Raw genomic sequence first — 19,344 nt, forward strand, 5'->3', positions numbered from 1 at the left:
CGCGTTGCGGTCTGACGCTTTCAGCACCGCTCTCCGCCCGCGCTATTTCGTGAAGATACCTGGCCGATTCGCGCATGGCCGGCCCCGGCTGGTTCGCTGCACTGTCATGTGTCGGTGGAGCCGCCGTCACGACCTGCAATATCCTCCGGTATTTCGTCGAGCAGGCTCTTGCCGCTGGCGTAGCGGCGGCCCAGCGTCTCGACAAAACCCTCATAGCGCTTGCGGCCCTTGACCTGGGCGGCCGCCTGATCCTCGTCGGGCAGCGGCGGCGTCACCGCCAGCCAGAAGCGGACGAAAAGCGCCAGTGCCTCGGTGGTGAGGCCGGTGTTGCGTTCGAGCCGCTGGACCTGCCGCGAAAGCCGGTCGAGCCTTCGGGCGAAGGCCGCCTCCATCCGGTCGGCGCCGTCCGGCGACATCCAGGAGGTGACGGCGGCTTCCACGATCGCCGAGCGCGAGATGCGGCGGCGGATCGCCAGCTCGCTGACCTGACGGGCCAGCTTGGGCGGAAAATAGACGTTGAGACGCACGCGCATGGGAATCTCCTACATTTCGATGCCGTCGTCGGGATCGAGCGACGCCTGCCGCGCGACGCCCTGCATCCGCCGCCGTGCCGCCGCCTGGCGCGCAGCATCCTCGGGTTCGTCCTCGACGATGGAAAACTCCTGCGCGGGCGGTGCGGGCGTCGTCTCCTTCACGATGGCGACATGATCGGGAAGCTCGGGCTCGCGGCGCAGCCCGCTGTTGGCGGCATCCTCCTGGCGCCGGATGATTGCCGCGATCTCGGCGGGATCGGCCGAAGCGGCGAGCCCCGTCCAGTCGTCGGGACGGATTTCCCGAGGTGGCGATGCGGCCGGATCGGGCGGCGGCATGATCCGCGCGGCGAGACGGGGATCGGCGTAGTAAGCAGCCTTCTTCGCGCGGATGGGCTGGACGCCCGACACCATGACGATTTCCTCGTCGGGCGGCAGCTGCATGACCTCGCCCTGGGTCAGAAGCTGGCGGGCGGTTTCGGAGCGCGAGACCATCAGATGCCCGAGCCAGGGCGAGAGCCTGTGCCCGGCGTAGTTCTTCATCGCGCGCATCTCAGTCTTGGTGCCGAGCGCCTTCGACACGCGCTCGCCCGTCTTCTCGTTGTTGGTCGCGAAGCTCACCCGAACATGGCAGTTATCGAGGATCGCATTGTCCTGCCCGTAGGCTTTCTCGATCTGATTGAGCGACTGCGCGATGAGGAAGGATTTCAGGCCATAGCCGGCCATGAACGCCAGCGCGCTCTCGAAAAAGTCCAGGCGCCCGAGCGCGGGAAACTCGTCGAGCATCAGCAGCAGGCGATGACGCCTGGCGCCGCTCGGCAGTTCCTCCGTCAGCCGCCGCCCGATCTGGTTGAGCATCAGGCGGATGAGCGGCTTGGTCCGCGAGATGTCGCTGGGGGGAATGACGAGGTAGAGCGTCGCCGGCTGCTCGCCCGATACGAGATCCATGACGCGCCAGTGGCAGGCGCGCGTGACCCGGGCGACGACGGGATCGCGGTAAAGCCCGAGAAACGACATGGCGGTCGAGAGCACGCCCGAGCGTTCGTTGTCGCTCTTGTTGAGCAGTTCGCGCGCGGCCGAGGCCACCACCGGATGCACGCCGGCTTCGCCGAGATGGGGCGTCGCCATCATCGCGGCCAGCGTCTGCTCGATCGTCCGCGCCGGGTCGGACAGGAAGGCGGCGACACCCGCCAGGGTCTTGTCGGGCTCGGCGTAGAGAACATGCAGGATCGCGCCGACCAGCAACGCGTGGCTGGTTTTCTCCCAGTGGTTGCGCTTCTCCAGGCTGCCTTCGGGATCGACCAGCACGTCGGCCACGTTCTGCACGTCGCGGACTTCCCACTGGCCGCGCCGCACCTCCAGCAGCGGGTTGTAGGCGTCCGACGCCGCGTTGGTCGGGTCGAACAGCAGCACGCGGCCATGCTGCGCGCGGAAGCCCGCGGTCAGCGTCCAGTTCTCGCCCTTGATGTCATGAACGATCGCCGATGCCGGCCAGGTCAGAAGCGAGGGGATCACGAGGCCGACGCCCTTGCCGCTGCGGGTCGGCGCATAGCACAGCACATGCTCGGGGCCGTCGTGGCGCAGATAGGCGCGGCCCAGCTTGCCGAGCACCACACCGTCGTCGCCGAGCAGCCCGGCCGCACGCACCTCGTCCTCGGTCGCCCAGCGCGCCGAGCCATAGGTTTCCGCGTTCTTCGCCTCGCGTGCGCGCCAGACCGACATGGCGATGGCGACAGCGACCGCCACGAAGCCGCCCGACGCGGCGATCCAGGCGCCGGTCTGGAAGATGGCGGGCGCATAGGCGTCGTAGCTGAACCACCACCAGAAGAAGGCGTAGGGCGGATAGACCGGCCAGCCGAGCGCCGTGAACCAGGGTTCGCCAAGCTCGGGCTGATACGCCAGCGCCGCCGCGGTCCATTGTGTGGCGCTCCAGATCGCGGCGACCACGATCAGGAAGACGGCGATGATCTGGCCCCAGAGGATTTTGGTAGCGGGCATGAGAGTCTCCTTCTTTCAGGGGGCGAGGCCGCGCTTGCGGCCCAATGACCATCCGATGCCGCCGCCGTTGCGGGCGATGCCCGCGATCTGGCGCCCGAGCTGGCGTTCAAGGTCGTTCGACCAGGGGACGAGCCGGAAGCCCAACCCGTCGTCGATCATCGCGAAGCGACCGGAGGCGAGCGCGAGGCGCTGGCGGCATGTGCCGGCGACCTTGTCGCCGGGATTGGTAGGCCGGTAGGCGAGCCCCGTCCGGCCCGCGATCTCGGCACCTGTCGCGTCCAGTTCGCGGCGGCGAAGCGTCTCGATCAGGTTGCCTTGCAGGACCACGCGGTTGCCGAAGCGGCGGGCCAGTCCTTCGCGCACGAGATGGTCGGTGCGCTGGTCGAGCGCCCGCTGCACCTCCGATCCGAAGCCGGCGGCCGTCACTCCACGGCCGCGCTCGATCAGACGATGATCGAGCCAGGTCGCGCCTCTCGCCTTCACCTGAGCCGCGAGGTCGAGATCGGATCGCGTCGCCAGGAACAGGGACGGCTTCGGATCGCCCGGCCGGCCGACGGCGCGCAGCTCAACGATGCCGCCGATATCCGGGCTGCGATCCAGCGCCTCGATGCCCGGAAGCCGGACATGGTGGGTGCGCCCGTCGATGCCGTCGATCACGGCATAGGCCGAGCCATGCAGCTCGTCGTGCAACCCCTTGTCGATCAACCGGCCGACGATGGGCTTTTGCGGCGCTGCGCTGACGATCTCGTAAGTGTCGAGCGGGCGCTGCAGGCCGCGACCGTTCAGCGCCTTGCCGATCGTGCGGATGATGTCGCCGCGCGTGCCCAGCTCGCGCAACCTGGCTTGCGCATCCGACGCCAGTGCCCACTGACCGGGCGCGGCCTCGGCTGCGAGCCCCATAGTTTCCAGATGCTGCAAGCGGCCGATCATCAGGCGGCGGACCTGGGGATCGTCGAGTCCGGGCTGCTGGGGGCGCAAGTCGATGACGCCGAGTGCGTCCGCCGTGCGATCGATCTCGGCGTCGAGCCTGGTCCAGCGTTCGGCCGTTACCTCGCGTTCGAGCGCGCGCTGGATTTCATGCTCCGGTTTCGGACCCAGCTCGGCCCAGGCCAGTTCTTCGGCGCGCGAGCGCAGATTGTGGCTGATATAGTCCCGGTTGATGACAAGGTCGGCGCCATGGTCATCGACGCCGCGCACCAGCAGATGGACATGCGGGTTGTCGGTGTTCCAGTGATCGACCGCGACCCATTCGAGCCTGGTGCCGAGATCGGCTTCCATCTGGCGAACGAGATCGCGGGTATATTCGCGAAGGTCCGACAGGTCCGCCGCATCCTCGGGCGAGACGATGATCCTGAAATGATGCCGGTCGTCCTTGCACCGATCGGCGAAGGCGCGATCGTCGGCGCCATCGCCATTGGCGTCGAACATCCGCGCGGGCGATCCGTCGCGGGTGACGCCCTCGCGCTTGAGATAGGCGATGTGCGCGGACAGCGGCGCCCTCGGCCGTCCATTCCGGTGGAAACGGGTGACAGGGACAATCTTGACCAGCACGCGCCGGCCCGATCCGAACAGGCGGCTGCGTGCGAAGGACGTGCGGCCACGGCCGAAGTTCGATTGCCCGCGCTGGCGCGATCCGCCCCAGCCGGCCGTTCGCCGGCCTCCGCCGCTGCGCGCGGCGACGCGGAGCACCTGGACGACAAGTCCTTGCGCCTTGCGGCCCTGGCCGGCTCCCCTGTTCCTGACCTTGCCCGGCCGGACGCGGAAATCCTCGTCCTCGCTCACGGCCGGGCCGCTTTCCGCCGAAAATGGCCCATAGTGCCATTCGGCGCTTTGATTTTGCTGGCTTTTTTCTTCCGAGCGGCACGCTCGCCGACCGACGTACCCGCGCCAAATCGTTGAAAGACATAGGCTTTCAGCGAATTTGGGGCGCGCTTTCTATCTTGCCGTCCCTTCCTTCGGCTTTTTCCTGCCCTTCCAGGCACTTCCACCTTCCAACCGGGCAATCTGAAAACGGGGGCGGTCATGGCGCGCCGCTCGCCTCTCGACGTGCAGCCACCGTGCAATTCGGCCGCGGCGGCGCTGCAACGGGATCGCCCGGCAGCGCGAACTTGAGGCGCCAGGTTCGCCACGCTTCGGCGACGGCGCCGGTGCCGGGGAACAGGTCGTCGAGCGTGTCGTCGGGACGCGCGGCGACCGTCTCGAACGCCCAATGAGCGACCACTTCGGGTTTCGCGCCGGTAAGCCCACGGCGCAGCGTGATCGGGCATTCGATCCAGTCACGCAGGACCAGCCGCTTGCTTACGACCGGCTTGCGCGCGGGCTTCACGATGACGGGTTCCCACGCATAAGCGACCGGCACGTTGCGCTTGAACGCGGCAAAGCCTTTCACCCAGGCCATCCACCGCGCGCCGGTCTCGCGCACGAGCGGCGCGAGCACGGCGACCGATTCCGGCGTCGCGGCGGCATGCAAAATCCAGCCGTCATAGTCTCGCTGGAGCCGCTCGATCAGCGCGGGATGATCGACCTCGCCCGCATAGTCGGGATGATCGCGATAGAGATGCGCGCAGCCGATATAGGGCGGATCGGCATAGGCGATCTTCACGGCTGCCTCCGCCCCGACAGCGCGACGAACAGGCTGTTCGCGGGCGGTTCGACCGCAGCGCGCATGTCAGCCGCGCGTTCGCCGGACGACGTTTCCGGTGCGGCCGGATCGCCGTTCGGCCGCGCCGCGAACAATGCAGCCCTGCGCCATGCAAAAGGATCGGACGGCGGTGCGGCAGCAAGCCGGCTGTCGTCCGCGCCGCCTATGATCGACGCGAGCTTTGCGAGATAGGCGCGCGTCTCGGCGGGCAGCGGACGGCCGCGCGATAGATATTCGTCGTAGCGGCCCGGCCCCGCATTATAGGCCGCCAGCATTGCCATCGCGTTGCCGTAGCGGTCGTGCATCGCGCGCAGGTAAGCCGCGCCCGCCATGATGTTGTCGCGCACATCATAGGGATCGCGTCCCAGCCCGTGGCGCGCGCGCAAGCTCGCCCAGGTGCCGGGCATGATCTGCATGAGGCCCATCGCCCCGGCCGTCGAGACCGCGCGGACATCGCCGTTGCTCTCGACGCGCATCACCGCCCATATCCAGCTTTCCGGGATGCCGAAGCGCCGCGCGGCGTCGGCGACGTGAACGGCATAGGGATGGCTGGCTGCCGTGCGTTCGGCCGGCGTGTCCTGTGCCCGCACAGCGTTCGGCCCGATGCCGGACGACAGCAGCAGGGCCGCGAGCAGGACGGCCAATCCGCCCCCGCTCTTACGCCAGCCTGCCAGCGTGCTCGCTGCGGTAAAGGGTGCGCGCGATGCGCCGGCCGTGGGCCGCCCCCGGATCAAGTCCGGGGCAGACTCTTGACCTTCGCTGCGCGCGCCGGTCAGCCTGCGACCGAGCGGGACGGAGGGATGCGGCTTTTCCGCGAACAAAGGGATGATGATCGAAACAGCCACCGATCAGCTCCGGTCGTCGCGCGGCCGGGGGCGCTTCCATGACAGCCGGAACGTCCGGCCATCGTCGTCGGCGCGGAACAGAACCGGCCGGAACGGCGCCCCGAAGAGCGGGCTGTCGATCTCCAGCGCGATGTAATTGCCCGCGCGTTCGCCGACCCGTTTCCATGCGCCGCCGACTTCCGGGCCGTCCTCGTCGTCGAGGTGGACGCGGTAATCGGGCGCGTTCTCGGCGTCGCCCGGATCGATCGCGACCAGCACGATCTGCTCGTCGACACCGAAATACCGGGCGCGCCCGGCATAGCCATTGGCGGTGGGTTCAAAGATATTCGTCGGCATGGCCAATCTCCTTGGCTTCGGGGGTGGAAGGCGATTGCGACGGCGCGCGCAGATGCAGCGGCGTCGCGCGGCCGATGACGGCGGACGCCGGCAGCGGGCCGAAATAGCGGCCGTCGAGGCTGTCGGGGACGGACGGGTTGAGCAGCAGCAGTTCGCCCGGTTGCAGTGTGCGGCAGCCCCGCCAGACCGGCAGCGGGCGGCCCCGGCCGTCACGCGCGCGGGCGCTGGCGACGGACTGGCTATCGACGCTCACCACGGCGCCGATGCGGCACACGCGCTGCCCGGCTTTCGCGGCGACATGCTTCAGCAGCGGCACGCCCTCGGGCAGATAGCCGCGCGCCGAAAGCCAGCGGGAAAGCCGCTTGGGCGGCGTGACGGCGACCAGCACACCGATAGCGGGATCGCGGTCGGGATGGATGCGGTAGAGCCCGATCGGCGCGCTGGCGCTGGCGTTCCAGATCACGCGCGGGAAAGGATCGGCGACGGCGATCGCGACGAACGCCGCGGCGAAGGCGGACGCGGCGGTGGCCGTCGCCATGACGTAGCGGCGGCGCGTCACCCTTCGATCTCCTTGCGGCGAAGCCAGGCGCGATGCCGCTCCAGCGTGTAAGGGCGCGGCTGGTGTCCCGCGGCGATGCGGTTGTGGACGTGGCGCCAGTGCTCGGGCGCCGCGTCGCAGGGATCGACGCCCGCCGTCTCCACCGCGTCGATCGCGGCGAGCACCTGCTGGACCTTGGGCCAGCTCTCGATGTGCAGGAGGATTTCGCCGCCCGGCCGCACGAACGGCAGCGTCGTATAAGGCTCGCCCGGCGTGACCGCGCGCACCACGTCGATGCGCGAGGCGATCGTGCCATAGTCGTTGGCGGTCCAGCGGACGAAGGCAAACACCGCGCCCGGCCGGAAGCTCATGACGCGCGTCCGGCGTGTGACGATGCGTTCCTGCGCGACGCGGCCGAAGCGTATCCAGTGCTCCAGCTTCTTTTCGATCCAGGTCAGTTCGACTTCGGTCAGCCGCGATCGCGATGCCAGCGCCGTTGGTTCTGTCGGCGTTCGGGCGGCCTGCGCCTGCTCCGCCGCGCGGCGGCGCAGCGCGGCTTCGAACCCGCTGAAGTCTATGCGCTGCGGATGCGCGGGATCGCTCATCGTTCGTCTCCGGTGATGTCGGGGGAGGTTCGCCCGAGCACGACGTCGAGCGCGGCTTCGGTGCGCAGGATGGCGCGGCCGATGGCTTCGGGGATTTGCGGGAGAACGGCGTCGCCGAACGCCTCGACGATCAGGCTGGCCGCAGCCGTCCGCTTTCCAGCGCCGATCGCAACGCGCGTGCCAGCCACCCAGGCGGAAAGCCCATCATCCAGCCGTAGGTGATGGGCAAGGCCGCCGTTCCAGTCAGCCCACGGCTCCGCAGCATCGCCGCCAGCGCGCGGGCGCCCGCCCATTTGTCCGGCGCGCGATCCGTCATCGCGCCGTCCATCACCGCGTCCATCGTCGGCGATTTCCGCCGATCGTAGGCCGGACTCCAGCCGTCCATCCGGCTGTCGCGCTTCGTCGGGGTGGGGAGGATTTCCGCCGCGTGGCGCAACAGGTTCGGCGTGTCGATCTGCGCCTTCGCGCCGTTCGCCCGGCGTCCCGTTTCGATCTCCTGCCGGCTCAATCTCCGTCCGCCGTTCGGTTTGACAGGCGTCGGCATCATGCCCGCGTGCCGGCTCGCATGGCCCTGCAACTGGCTGAGCACATCGCCCCGGCCGCCCTTGTCCGCATCCGATTTGCGCGGCGTCGCGAGGATCATGCGAAGCGGATATGTCGATCCTGCGCCGCCGCCCGCGCCGTCCCTCATCCCGTCCGTCGCCATCGGCGTCGGCAGCCTGTTCTCGCGAAACAGGTCGAACAGACCCGATTCCTTGAGGGCCGTCCGTGCGCCCGATCCACCCTCCAGCCGGATGCCGCCTTGCTGGGATTGCGATACCGGCGTCGGCAAGCTGGCCTGGGTCGTAGCCGATAAGCCAGGACCGCTTGCGGACATGGTTGGCGCCGACATTTTCAGCAGCCACCACGCACGGTTCGCAGGCGTAGCCGAGCGTTTCCAGGAGAAGGAGCAGCCGGTCAGCGCCGCGAGTTCGCAGATTAGCGCTGTTCTCAAAAGCGAACCAGCGAGGGCGGCACTCTCCGACCAGCCGGACGGCTTCGAGGTAGAGGCCCGACCGTTCGCCTTCGATCCCCCTGCCTTTGGTGTTGGCGCTGGAGATGTCCTGGCACGGCGGCGAACCGACGATGATGTCGGGCAGGAATCCAAGTTCAGAAACAAGTCGAGCTGCCGTGAGGGACCGGACATCCGCGTAGAGTCTGACATGGGGATTGTTCTCCGCGTAGAGGATGCGGCGCCATTCGACGATCTCGCAGGCGGCGACGGTGACGAATCCGGCGCGGTGCAGGCCGAGCGACCAGCCGCCCGCCGCGGCGCTGAACAGGTCGAGCGCGCGCATCATTCGCAAAGCCCGTATTCGCTGTCGCAGAGCAGGCCGTGCTCATCGGCGTCGCGCTGCTCCTGCGCGAGGAACAGGTCGTAGTTGCGGCCGCCCCGGCTGGTGCGCGACCACGCGATCGCCCTGTCGATCGTCGCACGTCCATGATCGGCGGGATCGCCGGGCACGGTCGGCGCGGGCAGCAGGGATGCCGGCGCTCCCGATATCGCGGTGCGCCGCGAAACGAGGCTGACCAGCCGTTCCCACTCCCGCACGCGATCGACTTCCGCGGGAAACCGCATGGCCCAGGCGCGCAGTTCGCGCTTCCTAACCATGATGCAGGTCGAGCAGCCGACCCGGCTCATCCCCATCGTGTAGAGCGGGTTATGCCGGAGTCCGTGGCGCTCGGAGATGGCGAAGGCGTCGGCCGCCGACCAGCGAAAGATGGGCCGGTAGAGCACCTTGCGGGCGCCGGAGGGATGCCGCACCGACTGGATCGGCGGCTTCTTCGCCCGCGCCGGGCTTTCGTCGGCGCGCTCGCCGATCCAGTCGATGACCGAGATCCCCGCATCGAGCAGCGGACGCTTGCGATGCATCATCGGGATCAGTTTGGTCTCGTCGGTGCAGAAGCGCGTTTTGGTGCCGGGAAACCGGCCGTGCAGCATCGCCATGTCGAGGAACGGGATGCCGGTGGGATGCAGCAGCTCGAGCGCGCGGTCGATCAGATGATCGGGAACCGGGGGCGAGACCAGGACGGGACATTCGCACGCGGCGAGCCATTGGCCTTTCGTGAGCCTGCCTGCCTGCCACGCGGCCCGGCGCTGGTTGCACGCGCCCTTATGGCGGGTCCGCCGCTTCTCCTTCGACCATTCCTCGCGCAGCATCGCGCGCTTGCGGGCGAAGGCCGCCGCGTCTGTGAGCCCCGGCACGTCGTTCGCCGAGACCGTCTCGATACACAGGCCGGTGCGTTGTCGCAGCCAGCCGTCGAGATACGCGATGTGGTCGAGCGTGATCGGGTTCTCGTGGCCGTTGTCTGCCGAGAGGAACCGCGGCGCGCGGTTGCCGAACGCGGCAAGCCCCCTGCGCTCGATCCGCTCGACCATCCGGCAAAGGACGGCCTGGCTGTCCTTGCCGCCCGAGATGCTGCCGAAGTGCTGGGCGGCGATCATGGCCGCGGTTCCGGCCCGCGCCGCGTAACACGGTGCCGGGATTGATCGCCGCACGCAAAAGGCGTAGTAGTATAGCGTAGGGGAGACGGCGGATTTACTGCCCGATACTTCGCGTCGTCTCGCGAATTATCCACAGCACCAAAGCGCGTTAGAAAGAATACGAAGTATTCTTTACTGTTAGCATAGTTAGAAGAGAGCCGATTCCGCGAGCGATTCCAGAAGCTTGTGCGGAGGTCCGGTTTTTTATAGGCCGAGTCAGCGGTTTTTAATCGGCCGAGTCCGGCGGTTTTCAATAGGCCGAGTCTCATGGCCGGTTATCCACAGCCAGCCCCATGACCCGCGCCGCCTTCTCGAACGGATCGGCGGGCACGGGCGCGAAGGTCAGCCGCTCGCGGCCGAACGCCCGCTCGATCGCCAGCGCGTAGCCCGGCAGCGACTGGCGCTGCACGATGGCGCGCAGCTCGAACGCGAACTGCTTCAAGGGCGAGAGCGCGCCGGATTTCAGGTGAAGGTGCGGGACGTCGAAGCTCCAGCCGCCTTCCTGCTGGCCGCCATGCTTGCGCACGATCCGGTAGAGCCAGCGTTCCAGCCCGCCCGTTAGGTCGAAATAGGCCCGGTCGATGGTGAGCACGAACGTGCGGTCGACGACGCCGGCATAGAACCAGTCCGGCAGGATCAGCTCCAGTCCAAGCGGACGGCCGTCGCCGTCGAGCCGTTCCTGCCACTCGTTGATCCACGAGAAGCGATGGCGTCGCCGCTGGTGCTGCTGGCGGATCGAGGTGGCGACCGTGGTGGATTGCAGCCGGTCGAGCGCGGCCTTCAGCCGGTCATAATGATCCTTGCCGGTGCCTCGTCCGGTGAATGTGAGGATTTCGTGCGGCGTCGTCGCCATCAGGCGCGAGGTCGGCAGCCCCGCGTCGCGCGCGGCGACGATCTGGCTCGCCGCCCATATCAGCACGTCGGCGTCCCATATGGTCGCCATGCCATGTTCGGGCACGGCCTCGACCGATATCCAGGTCGCGCCCATGCGGAAATCGATCGGCGTCACCCGCCTGCGCTTGGCGAGGCTGAAGAACGGCCAGGCCATGAGGTCCTGGGCATCGCGCGGCGCGATATCGCGCCCGAGCGAGGGGAACAGCGCGAGTTGGGCGCGCTCGCCGGAACGGGAGGCGGTGCGCGGCATCATCGGCGGCTCTGCGTGATCGCCGCATCCCGCTGCGGCATGAGATCGTTCTGGCCGGGGTCGGACGTGGAATATTTGGTGCCGAGGTCGGCCCAGGCGCGCAGGTCGTCGACCGAATAGACCACCCGTCCGCCGATCCGGCGATAGGCCGGGCCGCTCCCGAAATAGCGGTGCTTCTCAAGCGTGCGGCCGGAAAGGCCAAGGAAGCGCGCCGCCTCGGGGGTCCGCAGGTAGCGGGGCGGAAGGGTCACGGGCGGTCGGGACAAGGGGCGTCTCCTGCGAGGCGGGGTGGCAGGAGGCGATCATGGCGAAGTGCTCACGGCAGGGTGGGGAACGAAGATTCGCAGCTGCGCCGATGTGACCACCCCCCGGCCGCTGTCATGCGGCGGGCGCTATCAGCGGAAGCGCAGCAGCTTGCGGTAGTCGCCCTTCATCATGGCGGTGGCGTCGCGCACCAGGCGATAAGCGAAGGACCGGGCGTCCGAATTCTTGAAATCGGATGCCGAGAGATGCGCGGCCTCGTCCCTGCCGAGCGCGATCGCGATTTGGCGGTATGTCGCCCCGGCGAGGCGCAGATCGAGCGCGCGAAGCATCAGCTCGAGCCGGGCCGCGCGGATCGGGGTGAGCGGCCATCCGCGCGGCAATGGGCCGGTTCGCTTGCCCGACATGAGTCGATGGAAACGCAGCAGGCTGAGGATGCGCTTGATGAAGTCCTTGTCGAGCGGGACGATCGCGGCGAGCGGCCGGCCGGGCGTCGGATCGCGCAGCCACAGCCGATGCTCGCCGGCCGCGTCAGCGACGACGACATGCCGGCCGTCGATTCCGGCCTGGTCGGCGAGCAGCGCGCCCAGCGCCAGCGGATCGACCGCCTTGGCGCCGGTATATCCTTCCGGCGCAGCGTCGAGGATCACGGTGACGGCGGTGAGTTCCGGCCGCCAGATCACCGTGCCCGACAGCTCATCAGGCAGATAGGCGAAAGGACAACCCCCAGCGGCGGGCGAGCGTCGTTCGCTCGCTGGCCGGGGCGTTCGGGTTCAGTCGCGCCCGCTCTGCGCGATACTGGCGGTTGCGTTGCAGGAACGCGGCGGCGAATTCGGCCCGGCCCGGCGTGTCCGGCGCATTGCCGGCACGCCGCGCGCGCCCTTCGGGCGTCATTGGCATGGGATCATCCTCTCCAGCCGCTCATTGTGCGGAGTCTGGACCGCCGAGGATCGGGAGAAGCACTGCATCCCGACAGCGCGAAGGCCGCGCCAGGCGATGCCGGCCGCGCATCGGAATCCACGACCGGAAAAATCCATTTCGGTCTGAATGTTAACTTATTCGATGGCGCGCGGGCCGAGCAGATATGCGTAGCCCACTTCGGTCATCCAGCGCGCGCGGGCGAGATGGCTCTCATGCATCGCGCGGGCGCGTTCGGGTTCCGCGGCCGGATCGATCCCGAAGATATGCGCCGCCGCGTCGCGCCAGTCGGCGCCCTCGTCGTCGGTATCGAGCAGGCGGATATAGTCGGCGAGGTGATCCTCGTCATAGGCGGTGAGCCGCGGCGCGTCGGGCGCGCGATCCTTGAAATGCTTGCCGGTCATAACGCCCCCGTTCCTCCAGTCCCGTTAACCTTTTAGACCGAAACGGAGACGATTCTATACGCACGGCGGGCATGGCTTCGCGCGTCGTCCGCAATGGTCGGGTTCCAGGTCAGCAGCGGTTCGTCTGCGGTGCGCCCCCGCAAACTTCGCTCCTGACCCTGATCGGGGAGTTGGAAAACCGGAATATCTCGGTCCCTGTGACCTTTAGCCCGGAAGCCTGTTGTATACGTCACAGGCTCCCCGACCATGTGGTCAAGGATAGCGGCGCCGTCACGGCCGACGCCCAACCGGATATTCAGGGGTTTCCACGCCCCAGGCCGCCGCGTAGCGGCCCACGTCTTTCTTAGGACGGGGACGCCGTTCTGGCTACTGTCTCTTGCGAGCCGGGCGATGCCCGGCGAGCGCGCGCCATGACGGCCGCGCGGACCTATGGGCCGCGCGGCCGCCGCTGCTCCGGGCAGGACCTGCAGCCGGTTGTCGGTTGTCGGTTGTCGGTTCTCAATATCGGCCCGAGAAAGGCAAGAACGGCTGTTCTTTCCAGCTTCGGTCAACACGGCGGTAGGTCAGCCGCCGGCAGCGAAATGCGTTCCAGGTCCAAATCAGCGGCTCAAAGCCGTGCCACCAATCGGCGTCAATGTCGCCGCAACGCCCTTCAAAGCAAAGCTTATGGCGCGCGTCATAGAGTCGAAACTCCATCGGCAAACTGTCGCCCTCGTTCGTGCCGGCATAGGCGATGCTTCCTTCGGCATCTTCACCGACCCCGGCAAGGGAAGTGCCCATATGATCGGATGTGATAATCCAGCGCATGATATAATTCCTTGTGAGGGTGGCGCCCGCCGCAGGGACGGGCGCGAATGATGGGAAAGGGTGGCGACCTATGCGGCCGCCCGGCGATGCTGCCGCGCGGCAAGCCGCTTGCTGGCGGTGTGATAGTGGCCGTTGTCCAGTTCTATGCCGGTCCAGTCGCGCCCGAGTTGCTGGGCTGCCGCAAGGGTCGAACCGCTACCGCTGAATGGGTCCAGGACAAGGTCGCCCGGCTGCGTGAAAGCCTCGATCAATGGCGCCAGTGCTTCAACCGGCTTCTGCGTGGGGTGCAGGCGGTTCCCGCTGTAAGGAAAATCGAGCACATCGGGGATAGGCCGTGTCGGACGGACGGGATTGCCCTTTGCCAACAAATAGGCTTGCTCATGTTCATAGCGAAGGAAGCGGGCCGATGACGCATAACGCTTGCGGAAAACAAGATGGCCGACGATGCGGAAGCCTGCCGCCTTCCATGCATCCATGAACAAATCGACTTTGTTCCAGCCATAGAAGGAAACCGCAAAGCCGCCATCCTTCAAGACGCGGTGCATTTCCCGAAACGCCGGACGCAGCCACCGGCCGTTATCGTCATTGGCGACCTTGCGCCCCTGGCGGTCCCGGTAGCGGGTCACATAGGGCGGATCGGTCAGGATGAAATCCACCGTGCCGCTATCGAAAGCCTGCATCACTTCAATGCAATCACCGTTGAAGATCACATCGCGGGGAGCCTGTGCCTTGCTGGTCATATCTCAAATCCTTTGGTTCTGAAGTTCAGCGAAGCGGAATGCCGCGCCTGAACTTCTGCCCGGCGGCGAGCCAAGGGTAGCAACGGGGCAAGGGCGGCCGGGGCGGAGGGGAATCACCCGCCTGCACAAGCGAAGCGCGGAAGGTGGGGATACCGCCCCGGACGGTTCCACTTACCTTGACCGGCGCGAGGACTACGTCCTTAGCAACGATCGCGCCGCCTTGGCGGCGCGAAAAGCAAATGACAGCCGGGATTACCGGCGCGGCCTTCAGGCCGATCCCTGCTCGATCCCCCCAGACCGCTATCCTGCGAGGCACAAAAAAACCCGATGGCGTGGGGCGCCATCGGGTGCTGTCCGCCTTACAGGTCGCGGTAGGCTGCAACCTCATCGCTGAGGTAGGGGATGTATCCGTGGGCGCGTGCCAGTTCGCGCGCTTCCCACTTCCGTTCCCATTCCGGCTTGGCCTGCTCGGCGGCCATCTTCCGGTCGGCCCTGGCCTTGTTGATCCTGCGAATCTTTGCCCAATCCTTTTTCATGTCTGCCTCCTGTGTGCTGGCGTTGCTGATGCATCAGGCAGGCTTTGGCGGGCGACGCGGGCAAGCTGAAAAACGGAGGGTCCGCTTGCGGAAACCGTAGGCGCTGGCGCCGGTTTTCTGCTTGGTGGCTATGCCACTTCCCGCATGAGGCGCCCGGCAAAGCCAGATGCGCTAATCAGCAACCAGCCCGGGAGGGAGATGAACGGATTTTCGGGCAAAGCGGGATCGGCAAGGCTAGGGCCATAGTGGAAAACACGCCGGGCAAGGTAGGAATGGGGGCAGAAGTGGGACGCTTCCCCTGCACTTTGCGCGCATGGATGCCTCCGTCGACCAGGATGCGGAGTCCTGGGCTTACCGTTATCTGGCTGGGCGGGCGCCTGTAGCGAGTATGGCATCGTCCGGTGGCAGGCCGATGCAATGGCTGGTGCGGTTTCGCACGGCGCAGATCCTTTATGGAAAACTGGAAGCGCCCCGCCATTGCTGGCGGGACGCTTCCGCGGTCAGTCGACCTTCAGCTCGAACTTGCCCGTTGTCTCGGTCGAGACAAGCCGGAGATGAACGTCCGGCGCCAGGACCGGATTGAGTTTGAGCGAAGCGTAGGGCTTCTGGTCCTTGGTGGCCTTGAGCCAGCCCACACCGAATTCCACGCGTTCATCGTCGGCGGCAACGATGCGATAGTCGGGCGACTTGTCGCTTGCCTTGTCGCCGATCCGAAGGATTTCCACCTTCTCGCTGAGACCGAAAAAGCGGATTTCGCCGTGAAAGCCGCGATCGGTCGCTTTGAAGTTTCCGCAGATCATGTCGTCAGTCCTTTCTTGACTCGGGACCGCGCCCTTCGCGGCCTCGTGGCGTGTCGAAGATCGGGGACGTTCGGCTGCGCACCGCTTGCGGCCTATGGACGGCCAAAGGGCCGCTTTTTTGCTTCGCGCTGCAAAGCCGAAGGCGGCGGAAAAAAGCTGCCCGGCGCCGTTGCGCCGCCAGGTGGACACGATCAGATCAAGCCACGAGGGAGGCCGCGAGGGTCGGTCGGGCAGGCAGGACGGGAGACAATGCTGCACCCGGTATTTCAGCGGACCCAGCAGCGATGGCTGGGTTATGGCTTTCGCGTCGGCGTGGCAGGATTCACGGGCGAGCGAACAGCGCGGTGAATAGGCGCTCGGCTTCGGCCATGCCGTCGTCGGTCAGATGCACCGACTTTGCCTTGCGCGCAGGATCGGAGATCAGCCCGCGTTCGTGCAGTCGATCCATCGCGCTCCAGTCGAAGCCTTTCCAGGCCGTGCCGGTGGTGCTGAGGTTGAGCCATAGCAGGGCAAGCACCGCCTCGTCGATTCTGTCGGTGTCGGTGTCGGTGTCCGTCCGCGAGTCCATGCGCGGGAGGATAGCAAACCGGGCTGCACACGGCATCCACGATCCCGCCGTGAGCACTTATCTTTGCTACGCTACACTTCGCTATTTCCGCCTTGCGCCGCCGTGCGCCGAATCCCGCCGCCGTTGCTACGGGTCCGGCATGTATGCGCCCGAGGGCGATTTTGCTGGATTCCCGAGAGATGCGCGGCAGCTTGAGCAATATGGGACTCTCTCGCAAACGTCGCCGCCGCGCACCCCGCGGCTGGTCGGAAGGGCTGGAAGACCTGCACGATTACATGCAGCCGCAGCCGACGCGCGCGTCGGCGCGCAAGAATGCCGCCAGCGCGCCGATCGTCGTTACCGACGACTGGCCCGAGCAGGTTCCCATCGGCGATGCCGAGTTGCGCGTCATCGAAGGCGCTTTTCGTGAGGAGCTGGACGCCCTGTTCGGGCCGCTCCCCTAAAACGGCCAATGGAAAGGGGTTGAAATGTTCGTCAAAGTGACGTACATTGTAGCGGAAATGGATAAGTCAGGAGTCGGTCCCATGCCGCGCAAACAAGCCGTAGCGGAGTCCGCCAGAGCCAATCGCGTCGAGCGGCTCGGCTTCCGTATTGACGAAGAAACGAAGGATTTGATCGAGCGGGCAGCTCACCTCACGCGGCGCAAGGTCAGCGACTTTTGCGTGACAGCGCTAGCCGACACGGCGCGGCGAACGATCGCCGAGCATGAAACGCTCGTGCTGTCGGATCGCGACCGCGCGGCGTTCTTCGATGCGCTCATCAATCCGCCCGAGCCCAGCGAGCGGCTGATCCGCGCTCTCCAGGAGCACCGGCGCCGGGTTGCGTCCTGATCATGACGGCGCATGCGGATTTGCAGGTCGAGCCGCTGGGGCCGCATCACGACCGCGAGGGATTTTCCTGCGGCATCGACAGTCTCGATCGATATTTGCGGAGGCAGGCGGGCCAGGACATGCGCCGCCGCTCGGCTGGTGTGTTCGTTCTCGCCGAGCGTGCAAATCCCGGCGTGGTTCTCGGCTATTACACGCTTAGTCAGGCCAACATCGCGCAGGGCGACATTCCGGCAGCGGCGCGAAAGCATGTCCCGCGTTACCCGCTCGTCGCCGCGACGCTGATCGGCCAGCTCGCGGTGTCGCAAGCGAGGCAGGGCGAACGCCTTGGGGCGATCCTGATCGCCGATGCCGTCGAGCGCGTCTGGGCGACGGCCGCGACAGCTGGCTCGTCGATACTCGTCGTGGACGCCATCAATGATCGCGCGGCAGCCTTCTACGAAGGCAATGGCTTCGTGCGCCTGCCAGATTCCCAACGCCTCGTGCTGCCGATGCACACTATTCAAAGATTGGTCGAACGATGACGAACGCTGCTCTCGCCCCCTCGGAAACCGGAGCCGTGCAACCGGCGCTGCGGGCCGCGCTCTACCTGCGCGTCTCGTCGCCGCGTTCGGCCGAGAGCGATCTGTCGATCCCGGACCAGCGCCGCCAGACGTCGAGCTATTGCCACTCGAACGGCTGGGAAGTCGCGGCCGAGTTTGTCGAGCCGGGGGTTTCGGGCACAGACGATCGCCGTCCCGCCTTCCAGGAAATGATCGACGCGGCGCTGGAAAGGCCGTCGCCCTTCGACGTGATCGTGGTCCATAGCTTCTCGCGCTTTTTCCGCGATCAATTCCAGTTCGAGTTCTACCTCCGCAAGCTGGCGAAGAACGGCGTGCAGCTCGTCTCCATCACGCAGATTCTCGGCGATGATCCGATGAGCGAGATGATGCGGAAAATCATGACGCTGTTCGACGAATATCAGTCGAAGGAGAACGGCAAGCATACGCTGCGCGCGATGAACGAAAACGCCCGGCAGGGTTTCTGGAATGGCGCCCGTCCTCCGATCGGCTATCGCGCGGTCGCGGCCGAGCAGCGCGGCGCGAAGATCAAGAAAAAGCTGGAGATCGATCCGCTCCACGCCGAAACGGTGCGCCGCATTTTCCGGCTGGCGCTGGAAGGCGCGGATGGGCGCGGGCCGATCGGGGTCATGGCGATCGCGTGCTGGCTCAATGAGAATAATATCCGCACGCGCTATGGCGGTCGGTGGGGCAAGGGCATGGTCCATCAGGTGCTGACGCGGACCACCTATATCGGCGAGCACCGCTTCAACACCTATGACGTGAAGAAGGGGCGCGCGAAGCCGGAGACCGAGCACGCCATCATGGAGGTGCCGCCGATCATAACGGTGGCGGAGTTCGAGGCCGTGCAGCGATCCTTGAAAGCGCGCAGCCCGAAGATGATGCCGCCGCGGGCGGTGGGCGGATCGACGCTCTTGACGGGCATCTGCTTCTGCGCCTGTTGCGGTGGCGCGATGACGCTGCGCACCGGCACCAGCCGGAGTGGGCAGGAGTATCGCTACTACACCTGCGCGACCAAGGCGACGAAAGGGAAGACGGGATGCCCCGGCGTCTCGCTTCCGATGGATCGGCTGAACGAGGCGGTGATCGAGCACCTGGAGAAGCGGCTGCTCGATCCCGCGCGCCTTGAAGTGCTGATGGACCAGCTTATTGCCCGACGCGACGAATGGGTGACCGAGCGCCGCCAGCACGTCGCCGAGATGGAACGGCGCGCGACTGAGGTCGAGACCAAGCTTTCCCGGCTCTATGAAGCGATCGAGAATGGATTGGTCGATATGGGCGATCCGTCGCTCAAGGCGCGGATTGCCGAGCTGACCACCATCCGCGACCAGGCCAGAGGCGATGCCGAGCGCGCGGTCGCACACATTGAGCGGATCAGCCCGGAGATCACGGTCGAGAGCCTTCACGCCTTCGCGCTGGTCGCCAAACGCAAGCTCCGCCACGACGATGGCTCCTATGCGCGAAACCATATTCGGGCGGTGGCCCAGCGGGTCGAGGTCCACAGCAAGACGGATGTGCGAATCTGCGGCACGCGCACCGAGTTGCTGCGCACCCTCACCGCCGTCTCTGGCGTAGAGGCGGCGGTGCTAGGGACTCGGGCTTTTGGACCGAAATGGTGCCGCTTACAGGACTCGAACCTGTGACCCCCGCATTACGAATGCGATGCTCTACCAGCTGAGCTAAAGCGGCCTGCGCGAGGGGCGAGTTCGCCCGGTTGCGGAGCGCGCGCTTAACACCTCGATCGGCGACTGACAAGCGCCCG

The 19,344-nt window shown here is 66.6% G+C and carries 24 protein-coding genes and 1 tRNA gene; 4 read left to right on the forward strand and 21 right to left on the reverse strand.

Annotated features, from left to right (window positions below):
• Positions 1-104: 104 nt before the first annotated feature.
• The 20 genes from AX672_RS17525 to AX672_RS17620 form a co-directional block, all read right to left on the reverse strand.
• Positions 105-533, reverse strand: coding sequence for a CopG family transcriptional regulator (locus AX672_RS17525; protein WP_066653726.1), 429 nt, complete (start codon positions 531-533; stop codon positions 105-107).
• Between the two features lie 9 nt (positions 534-542).
• On the reverse strand, positions 543-2,528 hold the full coding sequence (locus AX672_RS17530) for a conjugal transfer protein TraG (protein WP_060977341.1): 1,986 nt from the start codon (positions 2,526-2,528) through the stop codon (positions 543-545).
• Between the two features lie 15 nt (positions 2,529-2,543).
• Positions 2,544-4,310 carry a relaxase/mobilization nuclease domain-containing protein gene (locus AX672_RS17535; RefSeq protein ID WP_060977340.1) on the reverse strand — a complete coding sequence of 589 codons (1,767 nt, stop codon included), beginning with the start codon at positions 4,308-4,310 and terminating at the stop codon, positions 2,544-2,546.
• Positions 4,311-4,548: 238 nt separating this feature from the next.
• Entirely contained in the window at positions 4,549-5,130 is a 582-nt protein-coding gene (locus AX672_RS17540) for a hypothetical protein (RefSeq protein WP_060977339.1), read from the reverse strand.
• The gene (locus AX672_RS17545) at positions 5,127-5,813 is read right to left on the reverse strand and encodes a lytic transglycosylase domain-containing protein (RefSeq protein ID WP_196490428.1); all 687 of its coding nucleotides are present in this window, start codon (positions 5,811-5,813) and stop codon (positions 5,127-5,129) included. The genes AX672_RS17540 and AX672_RS17545 overlap by 4 nt, the downstream gene beginning before the upstream one ends.
• A gap of 204 nt (positions 5,814-6,017) precedes the next feature.
• Positions 6,018-6,350: a DUF736 domain-containing protein gene (locus tag AX672_RS17550; RefSeq protein WP_060977337.1), complete on the reverse strand. Its 333-nt coding sequence runs from the start codon at positions 6,348-6,350 to the stop codon at positions 6,018-6,020.
• Positions 6,331-6,909: a S26 family signal peptidase gene (locus AX672_RS17555; protein WP_060977336.1), complete on the reverse strand. Its 579-nt coding sequence runs from the start codon at positions 6,907-6,909 to the stop codon at positions 6,331-6,333. Before AX672_RS17555 ends, AX672_RS17550 begins: the two co-directional genes overlap by 20 nt.
• Entirely contained in the window at positions 6,906-7,493 is a 588-nt protein-coding gene (locus AX672_RS17560) for a DUF2840 domain-containing protein (protein ID WP_082730629.1), read from the reverse strand. Before AX672_RS17560 ends, AX672_RS17555 begins: the two co-directional genes overlap by 4 nt.
• Positions 7,490-8,833, reverse strand: a complete 1,344-nt coding sequence (locus tag AX672_RS18405) for a DNA cytosine methyltransferase (protein ID WP_062346144.1) — start codon at positions 8,831-8,833, stop codon at positions 7,490-7,492. The genes AX672_RS17560 and AX672_RS18405 overlap by 4 nt, the downstream gene beginning before the upstream one ends.
• Positions 8,830-9,978, reverse strand: a complete 1,149-nt coding sequence (locus AX672_RS17575; RefSeq protein ID WP_060977334.1) for a phosphoadenosine phosphosulfate reductase domain-containing protein — start codon at positions 9,976-9,978, stop codon at positions 8,830-8,832. Before AX672_RS17575 ends, AX672_RS18405 begins: the two co-directional genes overlap by 4 nt.
• A gap of 304 nt (positions 9,979-10,282) precedes the next feature.
• Positions 10,283-11,161 (reverse strand): replication initiator protein A, encoded by an 879-nt coding sequence (locus tag AX672_RS17580; protein ID WP_060977362.1) that lies wholly within the window; start codon positions 11,159-11,161, stop codon positions 10,283-10,285.
• Complete coding sequence (locus tag AX672_RS17585) at positions 11,161-11,427, reverse strand: helix-turn-helix transcriptional regulator (RefSeq protein ID WP_060977333.1); 267 nt, start codon at positions 11,425-11,427, stop codon at positions 11,161-11,163. Before AX672_RS17585 ends, AX672_RS17580 begins: the two co-directional genes overlap by 1 nt.
• Positions 11,428-11,556: 129 nt before the next feature.
• On the reverse strand, positions 11,557-12,105 hold the full coding sequence (locus tag AX672_RS17590) for a DUF2285 domain-containing protein (protein ID WP_208597816.1): 549 nt from the start codon (positions 12,103-12,105) through the stop codon (positions 11,557-11,559).
• Positions 12,106-12,121: 16 nt separating this feature from the next.
• Positions 12,122-12,322: a transcriptional regulator domain-containing protein gene (locus tag AX672_RS17595; protein ID WP_075151006.1), complete on the reverse strand. Its 201-nt coding sequence runs from the start codon at positions 12,320-12,322 to the stop codon at positions 12,122-12,124.
• Between the two features lie 155 nt (positions 12,323-12,477).
• Positions 12,478-12,744, reverse strand: a complete 267-nt coding sequence (locus AX672_RS17600; RefSeq protein WP_060977331.1) for a DNA -binding domain-containing protein — start codon at positions 12,742-12,744, stop codon at positions 12,478-12,480.
• 498 nt (positions 12,745-13,242) lie between these two features.
• Complete coding sequence (locus tag AX672_RS17605; RefSeq protein ID WP_060977330.1) at positions 13,243-13,551, reverse strand: hypothetical protein; 309 nt, start codon at positions 13,549-13,551, stop codon at positions 13,243-13,245.
• 68 nt (positions 13,552-13,619) lie between these two features.
• Positions 13,620-14,291: a DNA methyltransferase gene (locus AX672_RS17610; RefSeq protein ID WP_060977329.1), complete on the reverse strand. Its 672-nt coding sequence runs from the start codon at positions 14,289-14,291 to the stop codon at positions 13,620-13,622.
• Between the two features lie 359 nt (positions 14,292-14,650).
• Complete coding sequence (locus AX672_RS18760) at positions 14,651-14,827, reverse strand: hypothetical protein (RefSeq protein WP_155645922.1); 177 nt, start codon at positions 14,825-14,827, stop codon at positions 14,651-14,653.
• 500 nt (positions 14,828-15,327) lie between these two features.
• Positions 15,328-15,816: a DUF736 domain-containing protein gene (locus AX672_RS19155; RefSeq protein ID WP_223806432.1), complete on the reverse strand. Its 489-nt coding sequence runs from the start codon at positions 15,814-15,816 to the stop codon at positions 15,328-15,330.
• A 133-nt stretch (positions 15,817-15,949) separates the two neighbouring features.
• Complete coding sequence (locus AX672_RS17620; protein WP_060977327.1) at positions 15,950-16,195, reverse strand: DUF6429 family protein; 246 nt, start codon at positions 16,193-16,195, stop codon at positions 15,950-15,952.
• 179 nt (positions 16,196-16,374) lie between these two features.
• On the opposite strand from AX672_RS17620, the gene AX672_RS17625 reads away from it, so the two are divergent.
• From AX672_RS17625 to AX672_RS17640, 4 genes are read left to right on the forward strand one after another with little or no spacing between them, the layout of a single operon-like run.
• Entirely contained in the window at positions 16,375-16,638 is a 264-nt protein-coding gene (locus AX672_RS17625) for a hypothetical protein (RefSeq protein WP_060977326.1), read from the forward strand.
• Between the two features lie 24 nt (positions 16,639-16,662).
• The gene (locus tag AX672_RS17630) at positions 16,663-17,025 is read left to right on the forward strand and encodes a type II toxin-antitoxin system TacA family antitoxin (RefSeq protein ID WP_227876605.1); all 363 of its coding nucleotides are present in this window, start codon (positions 16,663-16,665) and stop codon (positions 17,023-17,025) included.
• A 2-nt stretch (positions 17,026-17,027) separates the two neighbouring features.
• Positions 17,028-17,546, forward strand: a complete 519-nt coding sequence (locus AX672_RS17635) for a GNAT family N-acetyltransferase (RefSeq protein WP_060977324.1) — start codon at positions 17,028-17,030, stop codon at positions 17,544-17,546.
• Positions 17,543-19,225: a recombinase family protein gene (locus tag AX672_RS17640; protein ID WP_082730630.1), complete on the forward strand. Its 1,683-nt coding sequence runs from the start codon at positions 17,543-17,545 to the stop codon at positions 19,223-19,225. Before AX672_RS17635 ends, AX672_RS17640 begins: the two co-directional genes overlap by 4 nt.
• Here the strand turns inward: AX672_RS17640 and AX672_RS17645 are convergent.
• Positions 19,196-19,271 (reverse strand) — tRNA-Thr (locus tag AX672_RS17645). The two genes, AX672_RS17640 and AX672_RS17645, sit on opposite strands and share 30 nt — an antisense overlap.
• Positions 19,272-19,344 lie beyond the last annotated feature (73 nt).

This window comes from Sphingomonas sp. CCH10-B3 (genome assembly GCF_001556185.1).
GTDB classification, from domain to species: Bacteria; Pseudomonadota; Alphaproteobacteria; order Sphingomonadales; family Sphingomonadaceae; genus Sphingomonas; species Sphingomonas aquatica.